Origin of the sequence: Apibacter muscae (assembly GCF_007845635.1) — a bacterium.
GTDB classification, from domain to species: Bacteria; Bacteroidota; Bacteroidia; order Flavobacteriales; family Weeksellaceae; genus Apibacter; species Apibacter muscae.
In genome coordinates, this window is sequence record NZ_SELG01000042.1 from 1 (window position 1) to 20,594 (window position 20,594).

Genomic DNA, 20,594 nt, shown 5'->3' on the forward strand with positions numbered 1-20,594 from the left:
TTGTTTTTCAATTATATTCATATTTATTTTATCAGAATTAGTTTGACAATTAATACAAATAATCATCAGTAAGGTTAGTATTAAAAAATTATTTTTCATTGTTTTATGATTAAGCTGTTCCTCCTTCTTTATATTTAATAGCATTAGGACTAATATCAGATGGTTCAATTTCTTTTAATGGCAATAAATTCCCTTTATAATCTATTGGAAATAAACAAAAAGAATGAATTTTTGTTTTAGGTGCAGTCCAAAATCTAACCCCATCATCTTGATTCCCCCCTAGTATAATATAATTATTTTTGTTGCTCTTATCAATACCGACAATGAAAGCAGTATGCCCATTATTTGCCCAAACAATAATCCCTCCAATATACATTGTAGTATATTTATTAGCCCAAATTTCTTGAGTAAGATATGGACCTGTTTTATTCCTTTTTACTCTGTAAATATCTTTATACCATGTAGCACCAGGATCTTGTTGAGAAGTATAACCAGAAGTTTTAATACAATAATTTACAAAAGCTGCACACCATGCAGCTCCATTTCTAGATCCTGAACATTGGCTCATTTTTGCATTATCAGTACTTGCATGATAAGTATCAATAATATATTGGCAGTGTGTTTTCTCTCTTATATTCTTTTTTTCTTCATTTATAGCAATCTTTAACCAAGGAGGCATATCTCCCTCAATATTATTAAATATTAAAGATTTTTCTTCATTACAAACCTTTTTATCATATTTGAACCAAGTCTTTAATTTTTGTAGAGCTTCTTTTCTTTTATCCCATCCATGAGGGTCTGGTTTATCTTTATGAGTTAAAGTATAACCGTTTAGCATTTTTGATTGTAACCAAAAATATTTTTCTTCTTCCGCTGTTTCTTCCATAACTAAAGCTAATCCATTTAAACTTTTCCCTAATCCTTTGGAGAAATTTTTTCGTTTCCATTTTTTGATTTCTTTTGTCACTTTGGTGTCCTTGTTAGGGTCATCATTCCAATTAGGAACTTTTTTTGATACTTCCCATTCCCAGCCGGCACTATCTACAGTATAATGTAAATTAGTAGCAATTAAATCAGGGTTTTTTATAAATTTATTCTTATCTCCCAAATAGCTCCCATAAGTTTCATAAACTCCAGGTTCATCATAAGCAGTCTTAGATTTATTCAAATTTCCTGTTAATTGTATTAACCCCCTTCCTTTATAAATAGATTGACTTGATTTAAATTTACTTTTTTCTTCATGGGATAATGTGAAAAATCCAGTTTCTGCATTTACTTGTGCTAAAAAAGTGATTTTTTGTATACACTTATTAATTTTATACTTACGAAACATTTTATTTAGTTCAAATGTTAAGCTCTTAAAACTTTTATCTTCTATTAAACATGATTCAGTTAGTCCTTCCCAAATTATTTCCTTTCCTTTTATGGTTTTTACTAAAGACTTAACTTCCTCTTCTGTAAAATCTCTATCACAATAGCAGGTTCTTGTTTTAGTACTTTCCCCACGTTCCACCAAAACGGGAGAAATAATATCTCGGTCGGTAATGGTACCGGTTTCGGAGACATAGAGCGGGTTTTTAAAATGCATAAACTTACCTATAATTTCCTTCAATTGCTCTTCGGTAGGGTCTTGCCCTTCTTCTAGGGTAGGTAGGGAAATGCCCAAGCGATCGCAGTCTTTAGAAATTTCCTCTGCAAAAGGTAAAGAAAGGTTGATATCCAATTGAGAGCCGATCGGCTCTAAACGAGTGGAGGAATCCTCAAGGGTAATTGTTTTAAAAACCTTAACAAAAAACAATTGAGGATCCCCGTCGGCATCTTCTTTTTTAGGCGTAAATTCTAGGTTAAGAAGTCCGTCGGTGCCCACTACTTCTTCCTCATAAGTTTTTACCTCTTGGGCAGTCTGGAAAGCTTGGCTTTCTGGGTGGTAGGTTTCCTTCATATCCACCGGTAACAAAGTTTTGTACACCTTTACCGTTAGTTTGGCTTTGGGCATGCCCACGGTATTCACCCAAATGCGGTGGGTAATGCCGTATCGGGTAACCCCTACCTGAATGTCGTCTTGCGCCTCGTTGGAAAAGTTTATAGCGGTTATACGCTCCGGAGCAGGAAGCAACAGATCTTCGTTCGGGTCCAAAACAAAAAATAGGGTTTTACCCTCTACTTGAGCCGAAGGAAGGGCTTGTTCGGGGTTGTCCTTGTGGTACAAACCAACCTCTGTAAGATCCAGCGAATCATTTTTACCCAGTTCCACCGTAAAAAAGAGACGAGCATCCGTAAAACCATAAAAGCTCCCGTAGTCTTCCACCTTCTTTTTTATTTCTTCGTCCGCCGTAAAAGAAACCTGGCAACTGCCCTTATCGTTCAAAGTAGCCTCTATTTCCTTTAGAAAGCAATAGCTGTTACTTAAACTGTTTTCTAAAGGAACGTTGGGAAACTTAATAAACACTTTAAACTTCACCGGAAGAAGCGGGAATCCCTCCAAAGAAAGATGTATATAATTTTCCTCGTCCCAACCGGTTTCCGTTCTTCTCTTTCCGTTGGCATAACACCACAAAGCTTGGTTGAAAAGCAAGTGGCTGGCTTTAATTTTCCAAGGTGTGGGCAAAGGAGCTTGGGAGACCTCCGCCCCGCGTAAATAGACATTGATCTCCGCTTCCGTAGGTTGCAAAGCCTGTATAAAAACCTCGTCAACCCCCGGGGTAGAAGTTTGCACCAAGGCAGGATCTAGCAATTGCCATTCCACCCTTTCTTCCGGAATTAAAGGCAGAAAGGTACGTACCTTAAATTTGGCTTTGGCCTTTAACGGTAGTACACTAGGACCCTCTATGCTTTCCACGCGGTTTTTTCCTACTTCTATGTGTGCCACATCTGCCGAGGAACCAAAGGAAATTTTGCTTACATGAGTTTGCTTCTCTCCAAAAACACTAAAGTTATACATCCCGAAAGGAGAGGAGAGGATCTTATTTTTTTCTACCTCGTTGGAAACCTTGGAAGCAAGTACCGATTGAAGTTGGGGGATTGTATATTGCAAGCTTTCTAATAAGCCCAGTTCTACAACTGTACCGTTGTCCTTGCGTGCGTACCAAAACCCACGATTGCCCAGCCCGGTATAAGAATAGTGAATACCGGTACATTTTAAATGTATTTTTTCGGTTTTACGAATTTTAGATTTGCCTAAGTTTTCAATACTGTCAATCGATCGGTTTTTTACCTTAACCGAAAGCGTACGAGTGGTCTTAAAGTCAGAATCTTCCAATTCCAGTGTATAGTCCCCCGAGTTCGCAAATGAGACCGATAAAGCTTGGCTATTGGGATTTATAGCTACGTTTATATGTTTTTGGTTGTTGAGTAACAAGGGCCAAACAGAGCTAAAAATTACATGCTCCCCTTGTTTGATCCTCCATATAGGTTTGATGAATGAGAATAACGATCTCTTAAAAGTATATTGGGGTGAAAAAGTATTTACATTATGTTTAGGTACGGTGGAATTGCCCGAAATTCCTTCCAACTGATTTTTTAAACGATGCATCACTACTTTGGTGGCATTGCCCGTAGGGGTTTTGCCGTAGGCATAAAAGGTAGTTTTCCCTTCAGGGTATAGGTTTACATCAACCACAAATTCTTTGCCGTGTTCCAACCAGGTCATTCTACGTTTTTTTTGGGTGTCACCCTCATAAACCACCCAATGGACCAGACCGGGATCTCCTCCAGATTTTACTTGTGCTTCTAAGACTATTTTGGTTACTAGTCCCCCCATTTCTACCTTTACTTCACGGTTTTCGGGTATAGGTAAATCTAACGGGCTTTTGATGAGGACTTGGGTAACTGCAGGTGCTATTTTTCCTTTGCTGGAAGCTACCTTTGCATTCAAAACATAAAGGTCGTAAGTATTTTGGTTAACCTTTTTATACATCACGCGTGACGGTTGCAACTTTTGTCCGCTTCGCTTAATTTCTACCTTACCCCCTCCACAGGTGCAGTTGCCCACGGAACTATCAATAAGAATCTTACGTTTTCCAAACTCAGCATTTTCGTAGTATTTTGTCCATTGGATTTTGGGGGTGCACTGGGGTGGAGGGGAACTGCGGGTACAAGCACCAAAATTCATGTGCTGGATACTGTCTTCGTTCCAGGTAGCTATTTTTTTATTATTGATTAAATATTTATCGTCCTCGGCATGGCTCACTTTAAGAAAGCTAGAGGTTACTCCTTTGGAGCAAAACAACTGGGCTCCCTCTACAACGATCTCTCCTTGGGTTGATTTTTCAGGCATAGTATTTCGCTTTAGTTAGTTTCTTCTTCTTTTTCCGAGAGGAAAAAAGTAAAAGCATGGGAAGGCTCTATTTTCCGTAAGCTAATTCCCTGATGTTTGATTTCTATTTTTTCGTTATAAAAATACTGATTGTTTTTAGATTTTAAAATAATTTCTGCGCTTTTGTGTTCCAATCTTCCATTTTCTTTCTCTCGAAGGCTTAGAATGGTGCATTCGCCCTGCAAATCTGCGGCATGTATATAATTTTTGGAAAGCCAAGGGAATTTCAACTTTTCGTTTAGGGTCTTTGTAAAATCTTCATTTATCTCCTCCAACTGCCCTTGAAACCGAAATCCATAGGTTTCTTTGGCAGATTCTTCCTTGGAACTTCCTGAAAAAGCTGCGTTTCCCAGCTTTAAAAAATTCCATCGCAAGCGGTGTGTATCTTCCTCGTTGCAATTAAAGAAAAACAGGTTCCAAAAGGCTTCTTGTTGCAGTTTTTGTTTTAGTTTTTCTTCGGTGTCCATGGTTACCAAGAAATTCTCTTTCAGGCTTTCTGCAAAATCTCCGTGGTACTGCTCCGAGAGCAAAGCATCGGCTTTCTTTTTCCAATGGGTCAACCACAAACGGTACGTAGGCAATGTAAGGAAATTTTCCTCTTCGTCTACCTCTATCTCTAAAGGATAAGTGGCTAGTTCCAGTTGTGCATACAACCGTACGGTAGGATCCTTCGGCCAAGCCCCATTCAGGTGCAGGTTTTCTTTAGAAAAGATTCGGCGTTTGAGTTCCGGATGGGTTGAACAATGAATGCCCAAATCGTAAGCAGTTTCACTTTTTAGTAGGGTGGAACGTTCCTTTACTTCAACCGTATGGCTTACCTTGTATAGGCGGGTATGTTTCCAGTCTTTAACTTCCATAGTACACAATAGTTTTACATAAATATAGTCATTTAAGACTTATAAACGTGGAATTTTATAATTTGTTATAAAATTAAACAAAAATATTTTTTATTCATATAGTTTATTTGGTATTTCACTCTCCCATACGGGTAATAGGATTTTTTTTATCTTCTCGGAGAAGGTACAATATTTACTTTTCCTAACCGTTGGTTTGGATTAGTATGTAATCTTATCGCTCTTATGATATACTTCAGTGGAAGGCTAGAGTAAATTTAGCTATGCAGTATTCCAACCATCGGAAATACACCAAAGGCGGTAATCCTAAATTTTCCCTATACTTTTAAGACAAGTGGATCGGCTTAGGGTATATTCAATTTCTAGGTTTAAAGGAAGATGATTGGGAGGGATTCCTTTAGAAGTTAACGATTAGTGCAACCATCACCCAAATAGTAAAATTAACCAAAGATGGGTAAGTTGAAGTTAAATAGGGTAGGAGGAGGGTGTTTTATGCCATTTTTAGGGGATAAATATGGATAGCTACTCCTGTATTGTTTACCCTTAGGATTTAAAAATTGTTAAAGTTACGATCTATTCTTATTGTTATTGGAGGATTCAATTTATTTATATGAAATAAAAAAAATGAAAATAAAATTTCTAGATACTAATAATAGAACAAGTAATAAAAGTATAATATTCCCTTTTTTTCCATTTTACCAATCTGATATTGAAGCTATCCCTGATAATATAAATAAGAATACATATTGAACGAATAATGCAATAATGGATATTAAGATGGATATAAAATAAAGTTTTTTATTTTTTTTAATGAAAAATTTTATAATAAAAACAATTATTAATAAAAATATCCATATTATGGTTATAAACAATAAATAGGGCATTAATCCTGTTAAAAATAATTTTTGTAAATAAAAAGTATCTATTATAAGAAAAAAAGTTAAGCAAAGTAATAAAATGCTAAAAATCAACTTAAATAAATATATTTTTTTCATGTAAATTAAAATTTTAATTTTTTTTTAAATTTTTTCCATATTCTTTAATTTTTTATAATACTCTTTCGATTTATCAGAAATTTTACTTTTAACAGTAATAACTTTAGGCTTGGGATCAGGATCCGTATAAGCAGTGATCATATTCTTAGGATTTTTAATAACATGTATTAATCCCTCTATAAAAATTGAAGCAATTTCCTTAGATGCAGGATTAAAGAAATTAATTGCTTCAGGTAAATTTTTCGCATCTCTTAAAGTTAGAGATGGAGTAGCAAAATTTTCAAATTTATTAGCACATTTTTCAATTAATTTTTCCTTGAAATAATATATTGTATCTTTTTTTATTACTTCTCCTAACATAGCCATAAAATAATAGGTTCGTTTATCTCCTTTTTTTTCAAAATAATCTTTAAGAGCTTCATGAATTGACTTAAAGTATTTTGTAGGATCTGTAATTTTATTAGGTTCATCCTCATCCATTCCAACAACATAAGCGGCTATATCTCCTTCTAAATTAACCCTAGAACCGTAACTATGTCCACTTTTAGGGAAAATAGTTTTAGGTTTTTATCGTCGTTAAATCATTCTTTTTTCTCTTTTTTTCTTATTTTTCTGTATAAGAACGTAAGAAATAAAATTAAGGTAAAATCAATAAAAAAAAGAAGAATTCCTTGTTGAAAAAATATAATCCCCATAGATTCTTCACCTATGTTATTCTCTTTATTAAAAAAAGAATTCCAATTATATATAATTAGTAATGATGCAATTACGCTAATTATAAATGAAAAAAATAATAAAATAATTAGTATAATTTTTTTAGAGTTTTTATTATTCATGTATAACCTCTTTTGAATCTATTGCTTTTTATTAAATTTTTCTGTTTTATTGGTTTAAAGTTTATATAATTTCATTAAAAAAAAATACTAATAGAGATCCAATAGTTAAGTACGGATATGAAATTGACCATATACTTAAAAGTTCATCTAAAAAACTATAACTACTCCATGAAGAAACCCGATCTGCAAAAATTTTATAATTATTAAGTAAAACCAACAGTATAAAAACGATTACAATGACCAATCTATGATACCATTTATTTATTTTTTTATGAAAAATAATTAACGGAATAAAAAGGAAACTTACATAAAAAGAGGATAAAAGAATATCTCTTTCATAAGAGCATTTTAAACAGGAGGAGGATATCTCACTGGAATATGCATACATAGAAAGATATGTGGTAAAACACAATAAGCCATATAGGTATATAAATAATAATATATTTTTATAAAATTTCATCAATGGTAAAAAAAATTAAATTAATAATAAATTTCTATTATCAAATATATTATCTTCTTTCGCTAATATTTATATTTTCTAAAATAAAGAATTTGAAGAATTAATAAATCAAATGCTATAATATACCCTTTATTAAAAAAACTATATATTTTTTAATTTTTGCGATATATTTACTGTTTATTCATTTTGATATTTTTTACTGTTAGAAACAAATGAAAAACTAATACTATCTCTGTGATTGCAACAACTACAAAAATCCCTATATAACTTTCATGGAATTATACTTACATATAAGAAAGATGTAGAATTTATTTATCATATCTTAAAAATAAATACCAATTTCCTTTTATATTTTTATAAACAGTAAAATTATTTTCACCAATTTTTCTACATTCTTCCCAAAGATCTCCTTCCACTACTTTTTCAGAATTATATTTGTGTTGAAAATCATCCATTTTCCCTTTCTTATAATAATATCCTTTTTCAATGCCCCAAGTAGAATTTCCTTTTTCAAAAGTTGTAATTTCTATATAATCATCTATTTTGTATACTCTTATAATATTTAAATTTTCCTTAACTTTTTTTACATAGTCTAAATTCTTAATTTTTAAACTATCTTTAAAATTTCTCACTAGAGGATAATTTTTAAAACCAGAGTCATTAAATATATATTCTTTAAAACTATTAAACTCATTTTCCCTCAATAAAAATGAATCAATCATTTCCTTATCTGAAGGTATTTGTGATTGTTTTTTACTATGACAAGATATTAATATACTTATAAATATAAATAGAATAAAAATTTTTCTTATCAAATACATAATTTTACTGATAAAGGTTTGTTTTTTTCTAATGTAATTTGAATTTCATCCAATAAATCTTTGGCCTGTATATTCTCAATATGTTTGTCAAATAAACGAAATCCTATTTTAATTGCCTGTTGATCGGAAGGATCGTCAAATCCTCCAAGAATATCTGAATCTCCAAAGTCTTCAATTCTATTTTTAAGATATTCTTTCCATGTTTTCCATTCATCTAGAGGTTTGTTATTATCTCCAATTTGTGCATATCCAGCTCCATTTATAAGAGTGAACTCTGAAAATCCAACGTACTTACCTACAAAACCATAATGTATATTTGACCAAATATCATAATTATATAATAACGCTTTTGATGACTTTTTATCACAAGACCAATTTTTTTTATTTTGCATATCTAATAAAGTGATTTTATGATCCCATATTGCACCTTTCTTTACCAGCGATTTCCATAAAACGCAAGCTTTTCTAAAATAATCATATTTTTTCTTTAGATTATAGGTGTTTGAATACTTATTATTAAACATTTTAATTAAATCACAATGTGATGATTTAATATTCGTATTCATCTCCTTTGCCATATATTCTGCTATAATATTTGCATCAATGTAATTACAACTATGTTTTTCTACATAAGTGCTTACGCTAACAGAAATAGTTGGTTGCTTAAAATAAGCATAAACTGTAAATTTTGAAACTATTGCTTTATTAGGAATTCTAAAACTAACTTCTTTTTTACCTATTACAGTAGGAAAATAAGTATCTATTTTATTATCGTCATATTGGTTTGCCCATCTTAAATTTTTAATTTCAGATCCTTTGGGAGCGCGATTAAACTGAATTACTTTATATTTATACCATTTTTCTTTTTCTAGTATAGTAACCTTTTTTCCATTTTCATCATATGGACCATCCAATTTCATTACGCGTAAAGGTAACGGTGGTGTATAATCACTCAAATATTGTACCCCTCCCTGCTTTCCAGTCATAATCACCTGGGTGGGAGAATTAAAGGTTAAATCTCCATGGGTGGCAGTAAGGGTTATTGATTTTTTAGCTTTTTTTATACTTTCTCCTCCAATAGTTCGTATGATATTTCCTTTATGCATAACCATAAATATTTATTAATGCAAACTGGTTTGATTTGCACTGTTAGATTTTACTAGGGTACCACTTTCTAAATGAATTACATCTTCCTTGCTTGTATAGGCACTTTTTTTAGAAGTTTCGCTAAAATTTAAGGCTGTGCTTTCACGTGTTTCTCCAGCACTTTCATAAATATTACCAGCGGCTAGATTATAATCTTCAGCTGCTAGGGTAGAAATATTTTCTCCGGCACTTATGCTTATGTTCTGGGAGGCAGAAAGGACTATGTTTTTAGCTTCCATAAAAATAGTTTCTGGAGCTACGCTTTTTATATTCCCTTTACCATCTAAAAATACACGATTACCACTAGGATCTTCCACTAAAATACTACCTTTTCCTTCCGCATCATTAAACACAATCCGGGTTCCACTCCGGGTTTCAATCACCTTAATATCATTTCCTTCTGTGTAATACCTTGCAATTTCTCCGCCATTGTAGGCTGTTCCTAGCACCACCGGTGCATCCGGGTTACCGCCTTGGAAAGCTACCAATACCGTTTCCCCAATTTCGGGGGTAAAATATGTACCTTTACCAGAACCTGCATGGGGCTGAATTACTTGTATCCAAGGGGTTTGGCTGTTTTTGGCTTTTTGCCAAGAAAACTGTACGCGTAGCCTGCCCATTTTCAGTGGGTCTTTATGATCCATAACCTTGGCATGTTGCAACTCTGCCTTTGGGTAGGCGGTTGGGTTGTAGTTTAGTGGAACTATCGCATCCTTAGGGACTCCTACAAAGTGGTGTTCGTACCCATGTCCGTCTATAAACTTATGGACAATTTCAATAACCTTATAACTCTCTGCCGGAACTCTACCGTTTTTAAAGATTTTATGCCCGGGCATCCAAACAAACATCTTGGCTACATCTCCTACGCGTAGGGAGGGATTATTGCCTCTGGCTTTCATACGAACCAGTCCTTGGTTTCTGCGTTGTTCTCTTTCGGCGGCCTCCACCATTCCATTTTTGCCTTTAGGCAAAAGGCTAGGGTACAAATGCTGTTGGGGAGATACTCGGTTGAACCAATCTTCGGAAACATTGTCGGCGTACTGTTCAAAGGGATTTACACTTTTTTGAACCGGATGACTCTTGGAATCTACTTGTATTTCTTCTCCGTGCTTAGGATCATAGGCAGTGTATGAAAATCCTTGTGTGCCCATTTCCATACCTAATTCAAAATCGTAGATGTCTTCGCCTTCCATCATTTCTATAATCTTGCTTCCCCAGGCGGAAAATACAAATTGTTCGCCGTTGTAATAAAAGTATTCGCCAAATTGTTTTGCCAATCGTTGGATAAATCCGTAGTCGCTTTCGTGGTACTGACTAAGGTAGGGTATGCTTCCTTTAAAATTGGGGTTTACTTTGAACTGCACCAAATTTTGGGGATATTTTGTGGCTATTCCTGCTAGTAATTGCTCAAAAGTTACTTCTTCAAAACTTTCACAGTGTGGGCCGTTTTCCATTAATACGGAGGGACAGGAACCTTTTAAGATAACATGGCGTACGCTTTCAACTACTTTGGTTTGTACTCTAGAGATGATTCCTGTAAACATTTGTTGTACTTTCCCGTATTGGTAAAACATAAAACTTATGCGCTTGCCCAAAACTAAGCGAGAATTTTCTAACAAGTAGGCTTCGTTCTCTTGAAATTCATCCGGATCGCATATCAATTCAAAGGAATGTGGGTGTCCAATGGACTGTTTGAGTTCTAGTTCTATATGTGTATCGTTGAAACATTCTTTGCCGTTGATTAACACTTTCACTGAAACCAGGGATGAATTTTCAAATAAATTGGATTTGCTGCCTCCATAGGTGGGGATCTTGTGGCTGATGTGGCGTAGTAAATCTGCTTCCTCTTCGGTTAGCATACGATTTCCGTCACCAAAGACCGGTTTTTTTGCCATAGTAATTGTTTTTTTAAATTAATAAAACATGGAATTAAAATAAAATAAATGTTTATTTATCGCAAATATAATTAAAATATGTAAATTTTAAAGAAAATAGGCATTTATTTTTCTTTAATGATTTAAACTATAATGTATAAGTTAGGGATTAAAATTCAAAATATAGTCTTCGTAAATTTTATAGATGAGAAGTTTTAGAAGAATATAGCTAATCAAAAATTAACTTTATATAACTATAAGTTTAATACTCAAAAAATTATATGATTTTTAGTTTTATTGGTTTTTATAAGCATATTATACTCGCAGTTGTAAAACTTAATTTACTCCAATGGGCGTATTTCTCTTATTGCATATTAATTAATCACGAATATGATTAGGATCTATATACAAATAAGGAAAGTAATAATACTACGAATGCTCCTTACCAATTAACGAGTATATTCAAAAAAAGCTTCTTCTAGATTGGTAAATTTACTTTGAAATTCTTCAATGGATTTGTCTTGAATTATTTTTCCATGATTAAGCAGAATTACCCTAGAACATAAAGCTTCCACTTCCTGCATGATATGGGTGGAAAGTATGACCGTTTTTTCCTTACCTAGTTCTTGAATAAGTTGTCTGATTTCAATAATTTGGTTAGGATCTAGCCCATTGGTAGGCTCATCCAAAATTAATATTTCAGGATTAAAAATTATGGCTTGTGCTAAGCCTACTCTTTGTTTGTAGCCTTTAGACAATTGGCTGATTTTCTTTCCCTTTTCGGGAGATAAACCTACCTTTTCAATAACGCCTTCAATTTCTTTAGGATCTATACGGTGTATATTTGCCACAAAGGTTAAGTACTCTTTTACATACATATCTGTATACAAAGGATTATTTTCGGGTAAGTAACCAATAAGGGATTTAATTTTAAAAGCTTCTTCTTGGTTGTCTAAGCCCTGAATCCAAATTTTTCCACCATCTATAGATAAGGAACCGGTGATGGCACGCATCATAGTAGTTTTTCCGGCTCCGTTGGGTCCTAGCAAACCTACAATTTCTCCTTTCTTAATGTCTAAATTAATATCCTCTAAAGCCCACTGATCTTTATATCTTTTCTTAAGATTTTGTATTTTTACAGACATTTTTAGTTAAAAGATAAAATTTAATATTTTTTGTAAAGATATTAATAAAACAAAAAAGAATAAATAAATATTTATGAAATCAGTATCGATACAGGGAATTAAAGGATCTTTTCACCATGAGGCTGTGGTAAAATTTTTTAAAGAAGAAGAGGTGGAAATTGTGGATAGTCCTAGCTTTAATACCTTGGTTAAAGATATAATACAAGGAACGGCCGATTATGGAATGATGGCTATTGAAAATTCTATTGCAGGGAGTATTCTTCCGAATTATACATTAATTACCAAAAATAATTTATACATCGTTGGGGAAGTTGTTATCCCCATTCATCATCATTTATTAGCATTAGAATCAGAAACTCTAGAAACGATCCGCGAAGTGCAAACGCACCCGATGGCTTTATTGCAGTGCCAAAATTTTTTAGAAAAGCACGAAGATTGGAAGCAATTGGCCAAGGACGATACGGCTACTTGTGCTAAAAATATTTCTGAAAACCACTGGAAAGGGGTAGCAGGTATAGGTTCACAATTGGCGGCGGAAAGATATAACCTAAAAGTACTTGCCAAAAATATTCACGATGTTGCGGACAATTATACTCGGTTCTATTTGCTTTCCAAACATAAAGAAAAAATTGAACATTTTAATAAGGCTTCGCTTTATTTTGCGACCAACCATAAAATGGGGAGTTTAGCCCAAGTGTTGAATCTTTTAGCTGAACATGAGATGAACATTACCAAGATACAATCGGTGCCTTTGCCGGAAGCTGTGTTTCAATATTCCTTTCATGTAGATGTAGTTTCCGATAAAAAAGGATACGATCATTATTACAAAGCTTTGGAAGAGATAAAAAAGGTGACCGGTTTTCTTCACGTTTTAGGAGAGTATAAACAATTTAAAATTTAATTCCATGGGTGTAACAGAATTGGTGTTTATAGGTTTTGTTATTTTTGGAGGGATTCTTGGCTATTCCAAAGGATTGTTAAGACAAATTTCCACCCTAGCAGGATTATTTTTAGGCTACTTTGCTGCTGGCTTATTTTTATCTCCGGTTCATAAATATTTGGTAGAAAAAAAAATTTTATCATCAGATTTTTCAACAACTCTAACATTTATACTATTAATTCTAGTTATTTACCTGTCTGTGAAATTTTTATCCAAGGGGATTGAAAATATGTTAAAAGCGATAGGTTTAAACTTTACCAATAGAATTGCTGGTTTTCTTTTGGGAGGATTTAAGTTCTTGCTTATAGGTTTATTCGTGTCTTATTTGTTGATAATGGTTGGTATTATTTCAGAGAAAAATACTTCACAAAATTTTATGGATGGGGTGGGGCTTTTTCGTTCCATTCTATGGTCTTACCTAAAATAATCCCAACAGCCCCCAAGGAAAACAAATTCCAGTTCAGATATTTTTGTACCTTTGCGAACTTATTGAATTCATAACATATGTCAGATTTAGTACCCAAACTAGAAGCGATTAAGCAACGTTTTGACGAGGTTGCCGATTTAATCATTCAGCCCAATATAATCTCCGACCAAAAACGATACGCACAACTTAATAAAGAATACAAAGATTTAGGTAAGCTGGTAGATGTTTATAAAGAATATAAAACTCTTCTGAATACAATTTCAGATGCAGATGAAATTATTAAAGAAGGTGCAGATGCGGAAATGGTAGAGTTGGCGAAAGAAGAAAAAAATTCTGCCCTAGGGTTGATCCCTTCTATGGAGGAGAATATAAAATTTATGCTTATTCCTAAGGATCCGGAAGACGATAAAAATATAACGGTGGAATTGCGAGCCGGAACTGGTGGAGATGAATCTGCTATTTTCGTTGAAGATGTCTTTCGTATGTATTCTATGTATTGGAGACAAAAGGGATGGAATTTTGAAGTAGTAGATGCTACAGAAGGTAGTGTAAAAGGTTACAAGGAGATGATTGTCAATGTTAGCGGGGAAGGAGCTTTTGGTACTATGAAGTTTGAATCCGGTGTACATAGAGTGCAGAGGGTTCCGGAAACAGAATCCCAGGGTAGGGTACATACCTCTGCCATTACAGTGGCAGTATTGCCTGAAGCGGAAGAGGTGGATGTTGAAATTAATCCCGCTGATTTGGAATTTCAAACGGCTCGTTCCAGTGGTGCTGGAGGACAGAACGTAAACAAGGTTGAAACTAAAGTGCAGTTGTTTCATAAACCTACGGGTATAATGATTCAATGTCAGGTAGCACGTTCGCAACACGCCAATAGAGAAATGGCTTTGCAAATGCTCCGAAATAAATTGTATGATATTAAACTGCAAGAACACTTAGATAAAATATCTTCTCAGAGAAAGACTATGGTTTCGACCGGAGATCGATCGGCTAAAATTCGGACTTATAATTACCCGCAGGGACGGGTAACTGATCATAGAATTAATAAATCTATATATAATTTGGATAATTTCATGAATGGGGATATTGAAGAAATGATTGACTCTTTAAAAATTGCAGAAAATGCAGAAAAATTAAAAGGAGAGGAGGAATAAGAAGTTTCATCTTCTATTTAATATATTCAAACAGAAGCAAATAAAAAAAGGCGAAATTTTATTTCGCCTTTTTTTATTTTAATTAGTTTACGAATATTCTTTATAAGTATAAAATAAAATCTTTATATTTATCCCAAAATATAATTTAATATCTATTAATATTTAGTTTTATGAAATAAAATTAGAATATTTTTAATTAGTAAGCTTATTTTATTTAATAACCTTTACGCGTGGATTTTAATAAGGTTAATCAAGAATTGAAAGTTAAAATAAGTTCGTAAAGTTTATTGCTGGGTTAATAATATAAAATTTTACCAATGAAGAAAGTAGCAATTATAGGTTCTGGGATCTCTGGATTATCGGCTTCTGCTTATGCGGCTAGACAAGGCTACGAGGTACATGTTTTTGAAAAACATTCGCAGCCCGGGGGTAGGGCAAGACAATTTAAAAGTAAGGAAGGCTATATTTTTGATATGGGACCTAGTTGGTATTGGATGCCTGACCTTATAGAAGATTTTTTTACGGATTTTAACTGTAAAACCTCTGATTTCTTCACTCTAATTTCATTGGACCCCCAATTTGAAATCATTTTTTCAGACCAAACTGTACAAGTGCCTAAAAGCATAAAGGAACTTGAGGACTTATTTGAAAGCCATGAACCGGGGGGAGCAGCTCAATTAAGAAAATTTATGAGAGAAGCAAAATTTAAATATGAGGTTGGGATGAAAGAGTTTGTTAATAAACCTTGCCTGTCGTGGTTGGAGTTTTTATCATTTAGAATCCTTAAAAGTACTTTAAAAATAAATTTACTTGAAAATTTTAGAAGTTATGTAAGTAAATTTTTTAAAGATAAAAAATTAAGAACCTTAATGGAATTTCCTGTAATTTTTTTGGGTGCATCGCCCGAAAAAATTCCTGCCCTATATAGTTTAATGAATTATGGGGGGTATGCATTAGGAACCAAGTATCCTATAGGAGGATTTTATAAACTTATTTTAGCTATGAAAGACATAGCAGAAAAGCAAGGGGTGAAATTTTATTTTAATCATAACGTTGAAGCCATTCATGCAAAAGATGATCTTGTGAAATCACTAATTATTGATGGTAAAATTCATGAGTTTGATGCGGTTATAGCTTCCTCGGATTATCATCACACAGAAACATTGTTAAATCCAAGATATAATAATTACACAGAAAATTTTTGGAAAAAAAAGACATTTGCTCCCTCTTGTTTAATCTATTATTTAGGGATCAGTCAAAAAATTCCAAAATTACAACATCATACGCTTTTTTTTGAAAATGACTTGGACGAACACATAGATACTATTTACAATGAGAAAAGATGGCCAGAAAAACCTTTGTTTTATGTTTCCTGCCCTTCAAAAACAGATAATCTTGTAGCTCCAGAAGGGAAAGAAAATCTCTTTTTGTTGATGCCTTTAGCTATTGGATTAGAGGATAATGAAGCTGTAAGGGAAAAATATTTAGAAATTATGTTGCAGAGAATTGAAAAATACACAGGGGTTAGCCATCTACAAAATAAAATTGAGTTTAAAAAAAGTTATTGTGTAAGCGATTTTATTACCGATTATCATGCTTACGGTGGCAATGCCTATGGATTGGCAAATACACTCGAACAAACGGCTGTTTTAAAGCCTAAAATAAAAAATAAAATTTTAAAAAATCTATTCTATGCTGGGCAATTAACAGTTCCGGGCCCTGGAGTTCCTCCCTGTATACTATCAGGAAAAATCGCCGCCCATGAATTATCAAAACTTAAATTTTAGAATTTATGAAACACTTGTTTGATGAACTTTCTTTCTCTATTAGTAAATTAACTACTAGAAAGTATAGTACAAGTTTTTCCATGGGTATCTTAGCTCTAAAACCTTCTATACGTTCAGCTATCTATGCGATTTATGGATATGTAAGATTGGTAGATGAAATTGTGGATAGTTTTCATGATTTTAATAAAGAAAAAATGTTGCAGAATGTAAAAAGAGAAACTGAGGAAGCCTTGAATGAAAAAATTTCTCTTAATCCTATACTTAATTCTTTTCAACAAACTGTACATAAGTATGATATTGATAAAAATTTAATTGATGAATTTTTACAAAGCATGGAAATGGATTTAAAAAAAATAAATTATGATTCCAACCTTTATAAAACTTACATCCATGGATCTGCGGAAGTGGTAGGATTAATGTGTTTAAAAGTTTTTACCGAAGGAAATCAAAAAATTTATGAAGATTTAAAACCCTATGCCATGAAGTTAGGTTCTGCATTTCAAAAAATAAACTTTCTTAGGGATTTAAAAAATGATTATTGGGAATTAGGAAGAACATATTTTCCAAACCTTAATGTAAAAGCATTTAACAATCAAGTGAAAGTTTTAATTGAAAATGAAATTGAGAATGAATTTAAAGAAGCTTTAATTGGTATAAAAAAACTTCCTCATTCTTCATTATTTGGGGTTTATTTAGCTTATAAATATTATTTTTCTCTTTTTAAAAAAATTAAAAGTAAATCTTCCAATGAAATTTTAATTCAAAGAATAAGAGTGCCGAACACAGAGAAAGCATGGGTAGCATTTAAAAGTTATTTACGACACAAAACAACCTTTTATTAAGATAATTTACTAATAGCAAAAGGATTACGTTTAAAGAAAGCTTTAATCATAGACACTAAAAAACTTTAAAAATAGATCATGAATTACCAACTTTATAGAGAACAACACCTAAATTGTAATATCAAAGAAGCATGGGAATTTTTTTCATCGCCTAAAAATTTATCTTTAATTACTCCTAAAGATTTAGGGTTGACGGTTTTAACTAATTTTGAAGATGATGAAATTTATGAAGGTATGATTATTAACTATAAAGTTTCCCCATTGTTAAATATTCCCTTAAAATGGCAAACGAGAATTATACAAGTGGACTATCAAAGAAGTTTTACTGACTTTCAAGAAAAAGGACCTTATAAATATTGGAATCATTTTCATGAATTCATCCCTAAAAGCCAAGGAGTATTGATGAAAGATACTGTTGATTACGAACTACCATTAGGAGTTTTAGGAGTTTTTGCTCATAACATATTTATAAAAAATAAATTGAAAAGCATTTTTGAATATCGTTTTAATATTCTGGAAAAAATTTTTAATTCAAATTTAAACTAATATGAATTTTTTTGTTGTTCTTATAACCTTTCTTTCCATGGAAGGATTTACTTGGGTGGTACATAAATATATAATGCATGGATTTTTGTGGGTATTACATAAAGATCATCACGACCATAGTAGTCCCGGGAATTTAGAAAAAAATGATTATTTCTTTGTCATATTTGCTCTTCCTACCATAGCACTTATGTACTTTGGAAGTCTGAATAATTTTAATATTCTTTTTTATATAGGGTTAGGAATCATGTTGTATGGTTTGGCGTATTTTTTTGTTCATGATATATTTATACATCAACGTATTAAAATTTTCAAGCACACTAAAAATCCCTATTTTCTAGCTCTTCGAAGGGCTCATAAACAGCATCATAAATATATAGGTAAGTACGAGGGTGAATGTTTTGGTTTTTTATTTGTACCAATAAAATATTTTAAGATGTATTCTAAATCTGACACTCAATGATTGCCTATACTTACATAACTGTATTATTTTTTACTATAATAATATGTTTGATAGCCTCATTTAATCCTTTAATAAAATTTAATAAATATTTTGGAGTTTTTATCAAATCAGCCATATGCGCATCAATCCCCTTTATATTGTGGGATGTTTATTTTACTCATTTAGGTGTTTGGTGGTTTGATACCCGTTATACCCTAGGAATAACTATAGCCGGTTTACCTATAGAGGAATGGTTGTTTTTTATTTGTATACCTTTTTCCTGTATATTTACCTACTACTGCATTGATAAATTTTTTAATATACGATGGCTTAGAGGTTTTAATAATATGATTGTTTTTTTTAGTATTGTTACATGCTCTCTTATAGCTTTATTATATAGTCCAAAAATATATACCTTAATAACAACACTAGCAACGATTCTTACCCTTATTTTTTTACATTTTATAGCCCGTGCATATTGGATTTCTCAAGCATCATTTGTATTTACAATACTTATGCTTGGTTTTTTTCCAGTAAACGGAATTCTTACAGGATTTGGTTTGGATCACCCCATTGTGAATTATAATCCTAAAGGTTATATGGGCGTAAGAATGGGTACAATTCCAATAGAAGATGCAATTTACGGTTATACACAGTTTTTATGGGTATTATATTTTTTTAAAAAATATTCAAGCAAAAAAAATCTAAAGATGCGGAAAATTGAACCTAATGAGTAAATAAATTTTAAACTAAATAATCATAATAAAAATAAGATAAATAATGTATTTAGATGAGTGGAAATTTTTTAAATATAAATACCTGGTTAATAAATATTTAAATAATCTAAAAATTTATAGATATCAATTAAATTGGTTACGGAAATTTTATTTATAAATTTGTATAAAATAAAATTAACTCCTTGAATTTAAAATACATCAAATCCTTACTTTGCGTAGCTTTTGCATCTTCATGTTATGGAATGGTAGCAATTTTTGTAAGGTTGGCATACCAACAACATTATAACACTGCTGAAATAATCATTTCTCAAGCACTTATAGGTTTTTTAGGACTTTTACTTATTTATTTTATCTCTCAAAATAAATATAAGAACTATTTATATACAAAAAAGGATATTATAAAGCTAATGATATGTGGCTGCTCATTTGCATTTACCAATACTTTTTTTTATCAAGCAGTACGTTTGGGAATACCTGTAGCCATTTGTACCGTGCTACTTATGCAAGCAGTATGGATGGGTTCAGTAGTAGATTTTATAGTGAATAAGAAGAAACCTTCTATTGTTGAAATTATAGCAATTTTAACCATACTGGTGGGTACCTTTTTAGCTACAAACATTTTAGAGCACAAGAAAGAACAACTAAATTTTTTAGGATTAACTTTTGGCTTTTTAGCTGCCGTATCCTATACCTTTTCATTATTTTCCACCAATAAAATTAGCGTAAATGTACCTCCAACACTAAGGCCTGCTTGTTTATTATTTGGGGCGAGCCTTATGGTTAGTTTAATTTGGAGCCATGAATTGGTAAACGAACCGTTCCATCCATCCATTTTTTATAAGTGGGGTTTAATCATTGCCTTTTTCGGTACTATATTAGCTACTTCCTTATTTTCAAGTCACATGCCTGTGGTTGGTATTGGGGTAGGTAGCATAGTCGCCTCTATAGAACTTCCGACTTCAGTTATTGCTGCTAAAATAATTTTATCAGAAAATATAAATTATATACAATGGGTGGGCATACTATTAATTCTATTGTCGGTAGTTTTTTTAAATATTCCTTTGCTGAGATCCAATAAAACTAGTAATTGATTTAAAAAGAATAAATAATATTAGTATATCTATAAGGAAATAATATTTGTGAATATATCTATATTAATTTATTGTAAATTATTATAGATATAAAATATATTTTCGTTTAATGAAATATTTGTTATGTAATAGTATGATTTGTTGATGCGAATAACATTCATAGATCAATTATAAATCATATA

16 protein-coding genes are annotated in these 20,594 nt (G+C 32.2%); 9 read left to right on the forward strand and 7 right to left on the reverse strand.

Annotation, left to right across the window (positions count from 1 at the left end; all coding sequences use genetic code 11):
- Window positions 1-109: 109 nt before the first annotated feature.
- The 7 genes from ETU08_RS11250 to ETU08_RS11285 form a co-directional block, all read right to left on the reverse strand.
- On the reverse strand, window positions 110-4,276 hold the full coding sequence (locus ETU08_RS11250; protein WP_146263134.1) for a PAAR-like protein: 4,167 nt from the start codon (window positions 4,274-4,276) through the stop codon (window positions 110-112).
- An 11-nt stretch (window positions 4,277-4,287) separates the two neighbouring features.
- Window positions 4,288-5,172 (reverse strand): hypothetical protein, encoded by an 885-nt coding sequence (locus ETU08_RS11255; RefSeq protein ID WP_146263135.1) that lies wholly within the window; start codon window positions 5,170-5,172, stop codon window positions 4,288-4,290.
- Between the two features lie 1,016 nt (window positions 5,173-6,188).
- Window positions 6,189-6,644 (reverse strand): hypothetical protein, encoded by a 456-nt coding sequence (locus ETU08_RS11260; RefSeq protein WP_146263136.1) that lies wholly within the window; start codon window positions 6,642-6,644, stop codon window positions 6,189-6,191.
- Between the two features lie 1,124 nt (window positions 6,645-7,768).
- A complete protein-coding gene (locus tag ETU08_RS11270; RefSeq protein ID WP_185145323.1) occupies window positions 7,769-8,275 on the reverse strand; it encodes a hypothetical protein in 507 nt (168 codons plus the stop codon).
- Window positions 8,272-9,387 carry a polymorphic toxin type 44 domain-containing protein gene (locus tag ETU08_RS11275; RefSeq protein WP_185145324.1) on the reverse strand — a complete coding sequence of 372 codons (1,116 nt, stop codon included), beginning with the start codon at window positions 9,385-9,387 and terminating at the stop codon, window positions 8,272-8,274. Before ETU08_RS11275 ends, ETU08_RS11270 begins: the two co-directional genes overlap by 4 nt.
- Window positions 9,388-9,402: 15 nt before the next feature.
- Window positions 9,403-11,322 carry a type VI secretion system Vgr family protein gene (locus ETU08_RS11280; RefSeq protein ID WP_146263140.1) on the reverse strand — a complete coding sequence of 640 codons (1,920 nt, stop codon included), beginning with the start codon at window positions 11,320-11,322 and terminating at the stop codon, window positions 9,403-9,405.
- A gap of 428 nt (window positions 11,323-11,750) precedes the next feature.
- Window positions 11,751-12,446, reverse strand: coding sequence for an ABC transporter ATP-binding protein (locus ETU08_RS11285; protein WP_146263141.1), 696 nt, complete (start codon window positions 12,444-12,446; stop codon window positions 11,751-11,753).
- Between the two features lie 73 nt (window positions 12,447-12,519).
- Between ETU08_RS11285 and ETU08_RS11290 the strand changes: the two genes are divergently transcribed.
- From ETU08_RS11290 to ETU08_RS11330, 9 genes are all read left to right on the forward strand, one after another.
- The gene (locus ETU08_RS11290; protein WP_146263142.1) at window positions 12,520-13,347 is read left to right on the forward strand and encodes a prephenate dehydratase; all 828 of its coding nucleotides are present in this window, start codon (window positions 12,520-12,522) and stop codon (window positions 13,345-13,347) included.
- Between the two features lie 4 nt (window positions 13,348-13,351).
- Window positions 13,352-13,813 (forward strand): CvpA family protein, encoded by a 462-nt coding sequence (locus tag ETU08_RS11295; RefSeq protein ID WP_146263143.1) that lies wholly within the window; start codon window positions 13,352-13,354, stop codon window positions 13,811-13,813.
- Between the two features lie 77 nt (window positions 13,814-13,890).
- Window positions 13,891-14,970 carry a peptide chain release factor 1 gene (gene prfA, locus ETU08_RS11300; RefSeq protein ID WP_146263144.1) on the forward strand — a complete coding sequence of 360 codons (1,080 nt, stop codon included), beginning with the start codon at window positions 13,891-13,893 and terminating at the stop codon, window positions 14,968-14,970.
- A gap of 317 nt (window positions 14,971-15,287) precedes the next feature.
- Window positions 15,288-16,757, forward strand: a complete 1,470-nt coding sequence (locus ETU08_RS11305; RefSeq protein ID WP_146263145.1) for a phytoene desaturase family protein — start codon at window positions 15,288-15,290, stop codon at window positions 16,755-16,757.
- A gap of 5 nt (window positions 16,758-16,762) precedes the next feature.
- Entirely contained in the window at window positions 16,763-17,599 is an 837-nt protein-coding gene (locus ETU08_RS11310) for a phytoene/squalene synthase family protein (protein ID WP_146263146.1), read from the forward strand.
- A gap of 78 nt (window positions 17,600-17,677) precedes the next feature.
- Window positions 17,678-18,145: an SRPBCC family protein gene (locus ETU08_RS11315; RefSeq protein WP_146263147.1), complete on the forward strand. Its 468-nt coding sequence runs from the start codon at window positions 17,678-17,680 to the stop codon at window positions 18,143-18,145.
- Window position 18,146: 1 nt separating this feature from the next.
- Entirely contained in the window at window positions 18,147-18,605 is a 459-nt protein-coding gene (locus ETU08_RS11320; protein ID WP_146263148.1) for a sterol desaturase family protein, read from the forward strand.
- On the forward strand, window positions 18,602-19,321 hold the full coding sequence (locus ETU08_RS11325) for a lycopene cyclase domain-containing protein (protein WP_146263149.1): 720 nt from the start codon (window positions 18,602-18,604) through the stop codon (window positions 19,319-19,321). Before ETU08_RS11320 ends, ETU08_RS11325 begins: the two co-directional genes overlap by 4 nt.
- Window positions 19,322-19,503: 182 nt before the next feature.
- Window positions 19,504-20,412, forward strand: a complete 909-nt coding sequence (locus ETU08_RS11330) for an EamA family transporter (RefSeq protein WP_146263150.1) — start codon at window positions 19,504-19,506, stop codon at window positions 20,410-20,412.
- The last annotated feature ends 182 nt before the right edge of the window (window positions 20,413-20,594 follow it).

Coding starts and splice junctions, on each gene's coding strand:
- ETU08_RS11285 (WP_146263141.1), bottom strand. CDS start 12,446: ATGTCTGTAAAAATACAAAATCTTAAGAAAAGATATAAAGATCAGTGG.
- ETU08_RS11255 (WP_146263135.1), bottom strand. CDS start 5,172: ATGGAAGTTAAAGACTGGAAACATACCCGCCTATACAAGGTAAGCCAT.
- ETU08_RS11290 (WP_146263142.1), top strand. CDS start 12,520: ATGAAATCAGTATCGATACAGGGAATTAAAGGATCTTTTCACCATGAG.
- ETU08_RS11260 (WP_146263136.1), bottom strand. CDS start 6,644: ATGGATGAGGATGAACCTAATAAAATTACAGATCCTACAAAATACTTT.
- ETU08_RS11250 (WP_146263134.1), bottom strand. CDS start 4,276: ATGCCTGAAAAATCAACCCAAGGAGAGATCGTTGTAGAGGGAGCCCAG.
- ETU08_RS11325 (WP_146263149.1), top strand. CDS start 18,602: ATGATTGCCTATACTTACATAACTGTATTATTTTTTACTATAATAATA.
- ETU08_RS11275 (WP_185145324.1), bottom strand. CDS start 9,387: ATGCATAAAGGAAATATCATACGAACTATTGGAGGAGAAAGTATAAAA.
- ETU08_RS11315 (WP_146263147.1), top strand. CDS start 17,678: ATGAATTACCAACTTTATAGAGAACAACACCTAAATTGTAATATCAAA.
- prfA (WP_146263144.1), top strand. CDS start 13,891: ATGTCAGATTTAGTACCCAAACTAGAAGCGATTAAGCAACGTTTTGAC.
- ETU08_RS11280 (WP_146263140.1), bottom strand. CDS start 11,322: ATGGCAAAAAAACCGGTCTTTGGTGACGGAAATCGTATGCTAACCGAA.
- ETU08_RS11295 (WP_146263143.1), top strand. CDS start 13,352: ATGGGTGTAACAGAATTGGTGTTTATAGGTTTTGTTATTTTTGGAGGG.
- ETU08_RS11305 (WP_146263145.1), top strand. CDS start 15,288: ATGAAGAAAGTAGCAATTATAGGTTCTGGGATCTCTGGATTATCGGCT.
- ETU08_RS11310 (WP_146263146.1), top strand. CDS start 16,763: ATGAAACACTTGTTTGATGAACTTTCTTTCTCTATTAGTAAATTAACT.
- ETU08_RS11320 (WP_146263148.1), top strand. CDS start 18,147: ATGAATTTTTTTGTTGTTCTTATAACCTTTCTTTCCATGGAAGGATTT.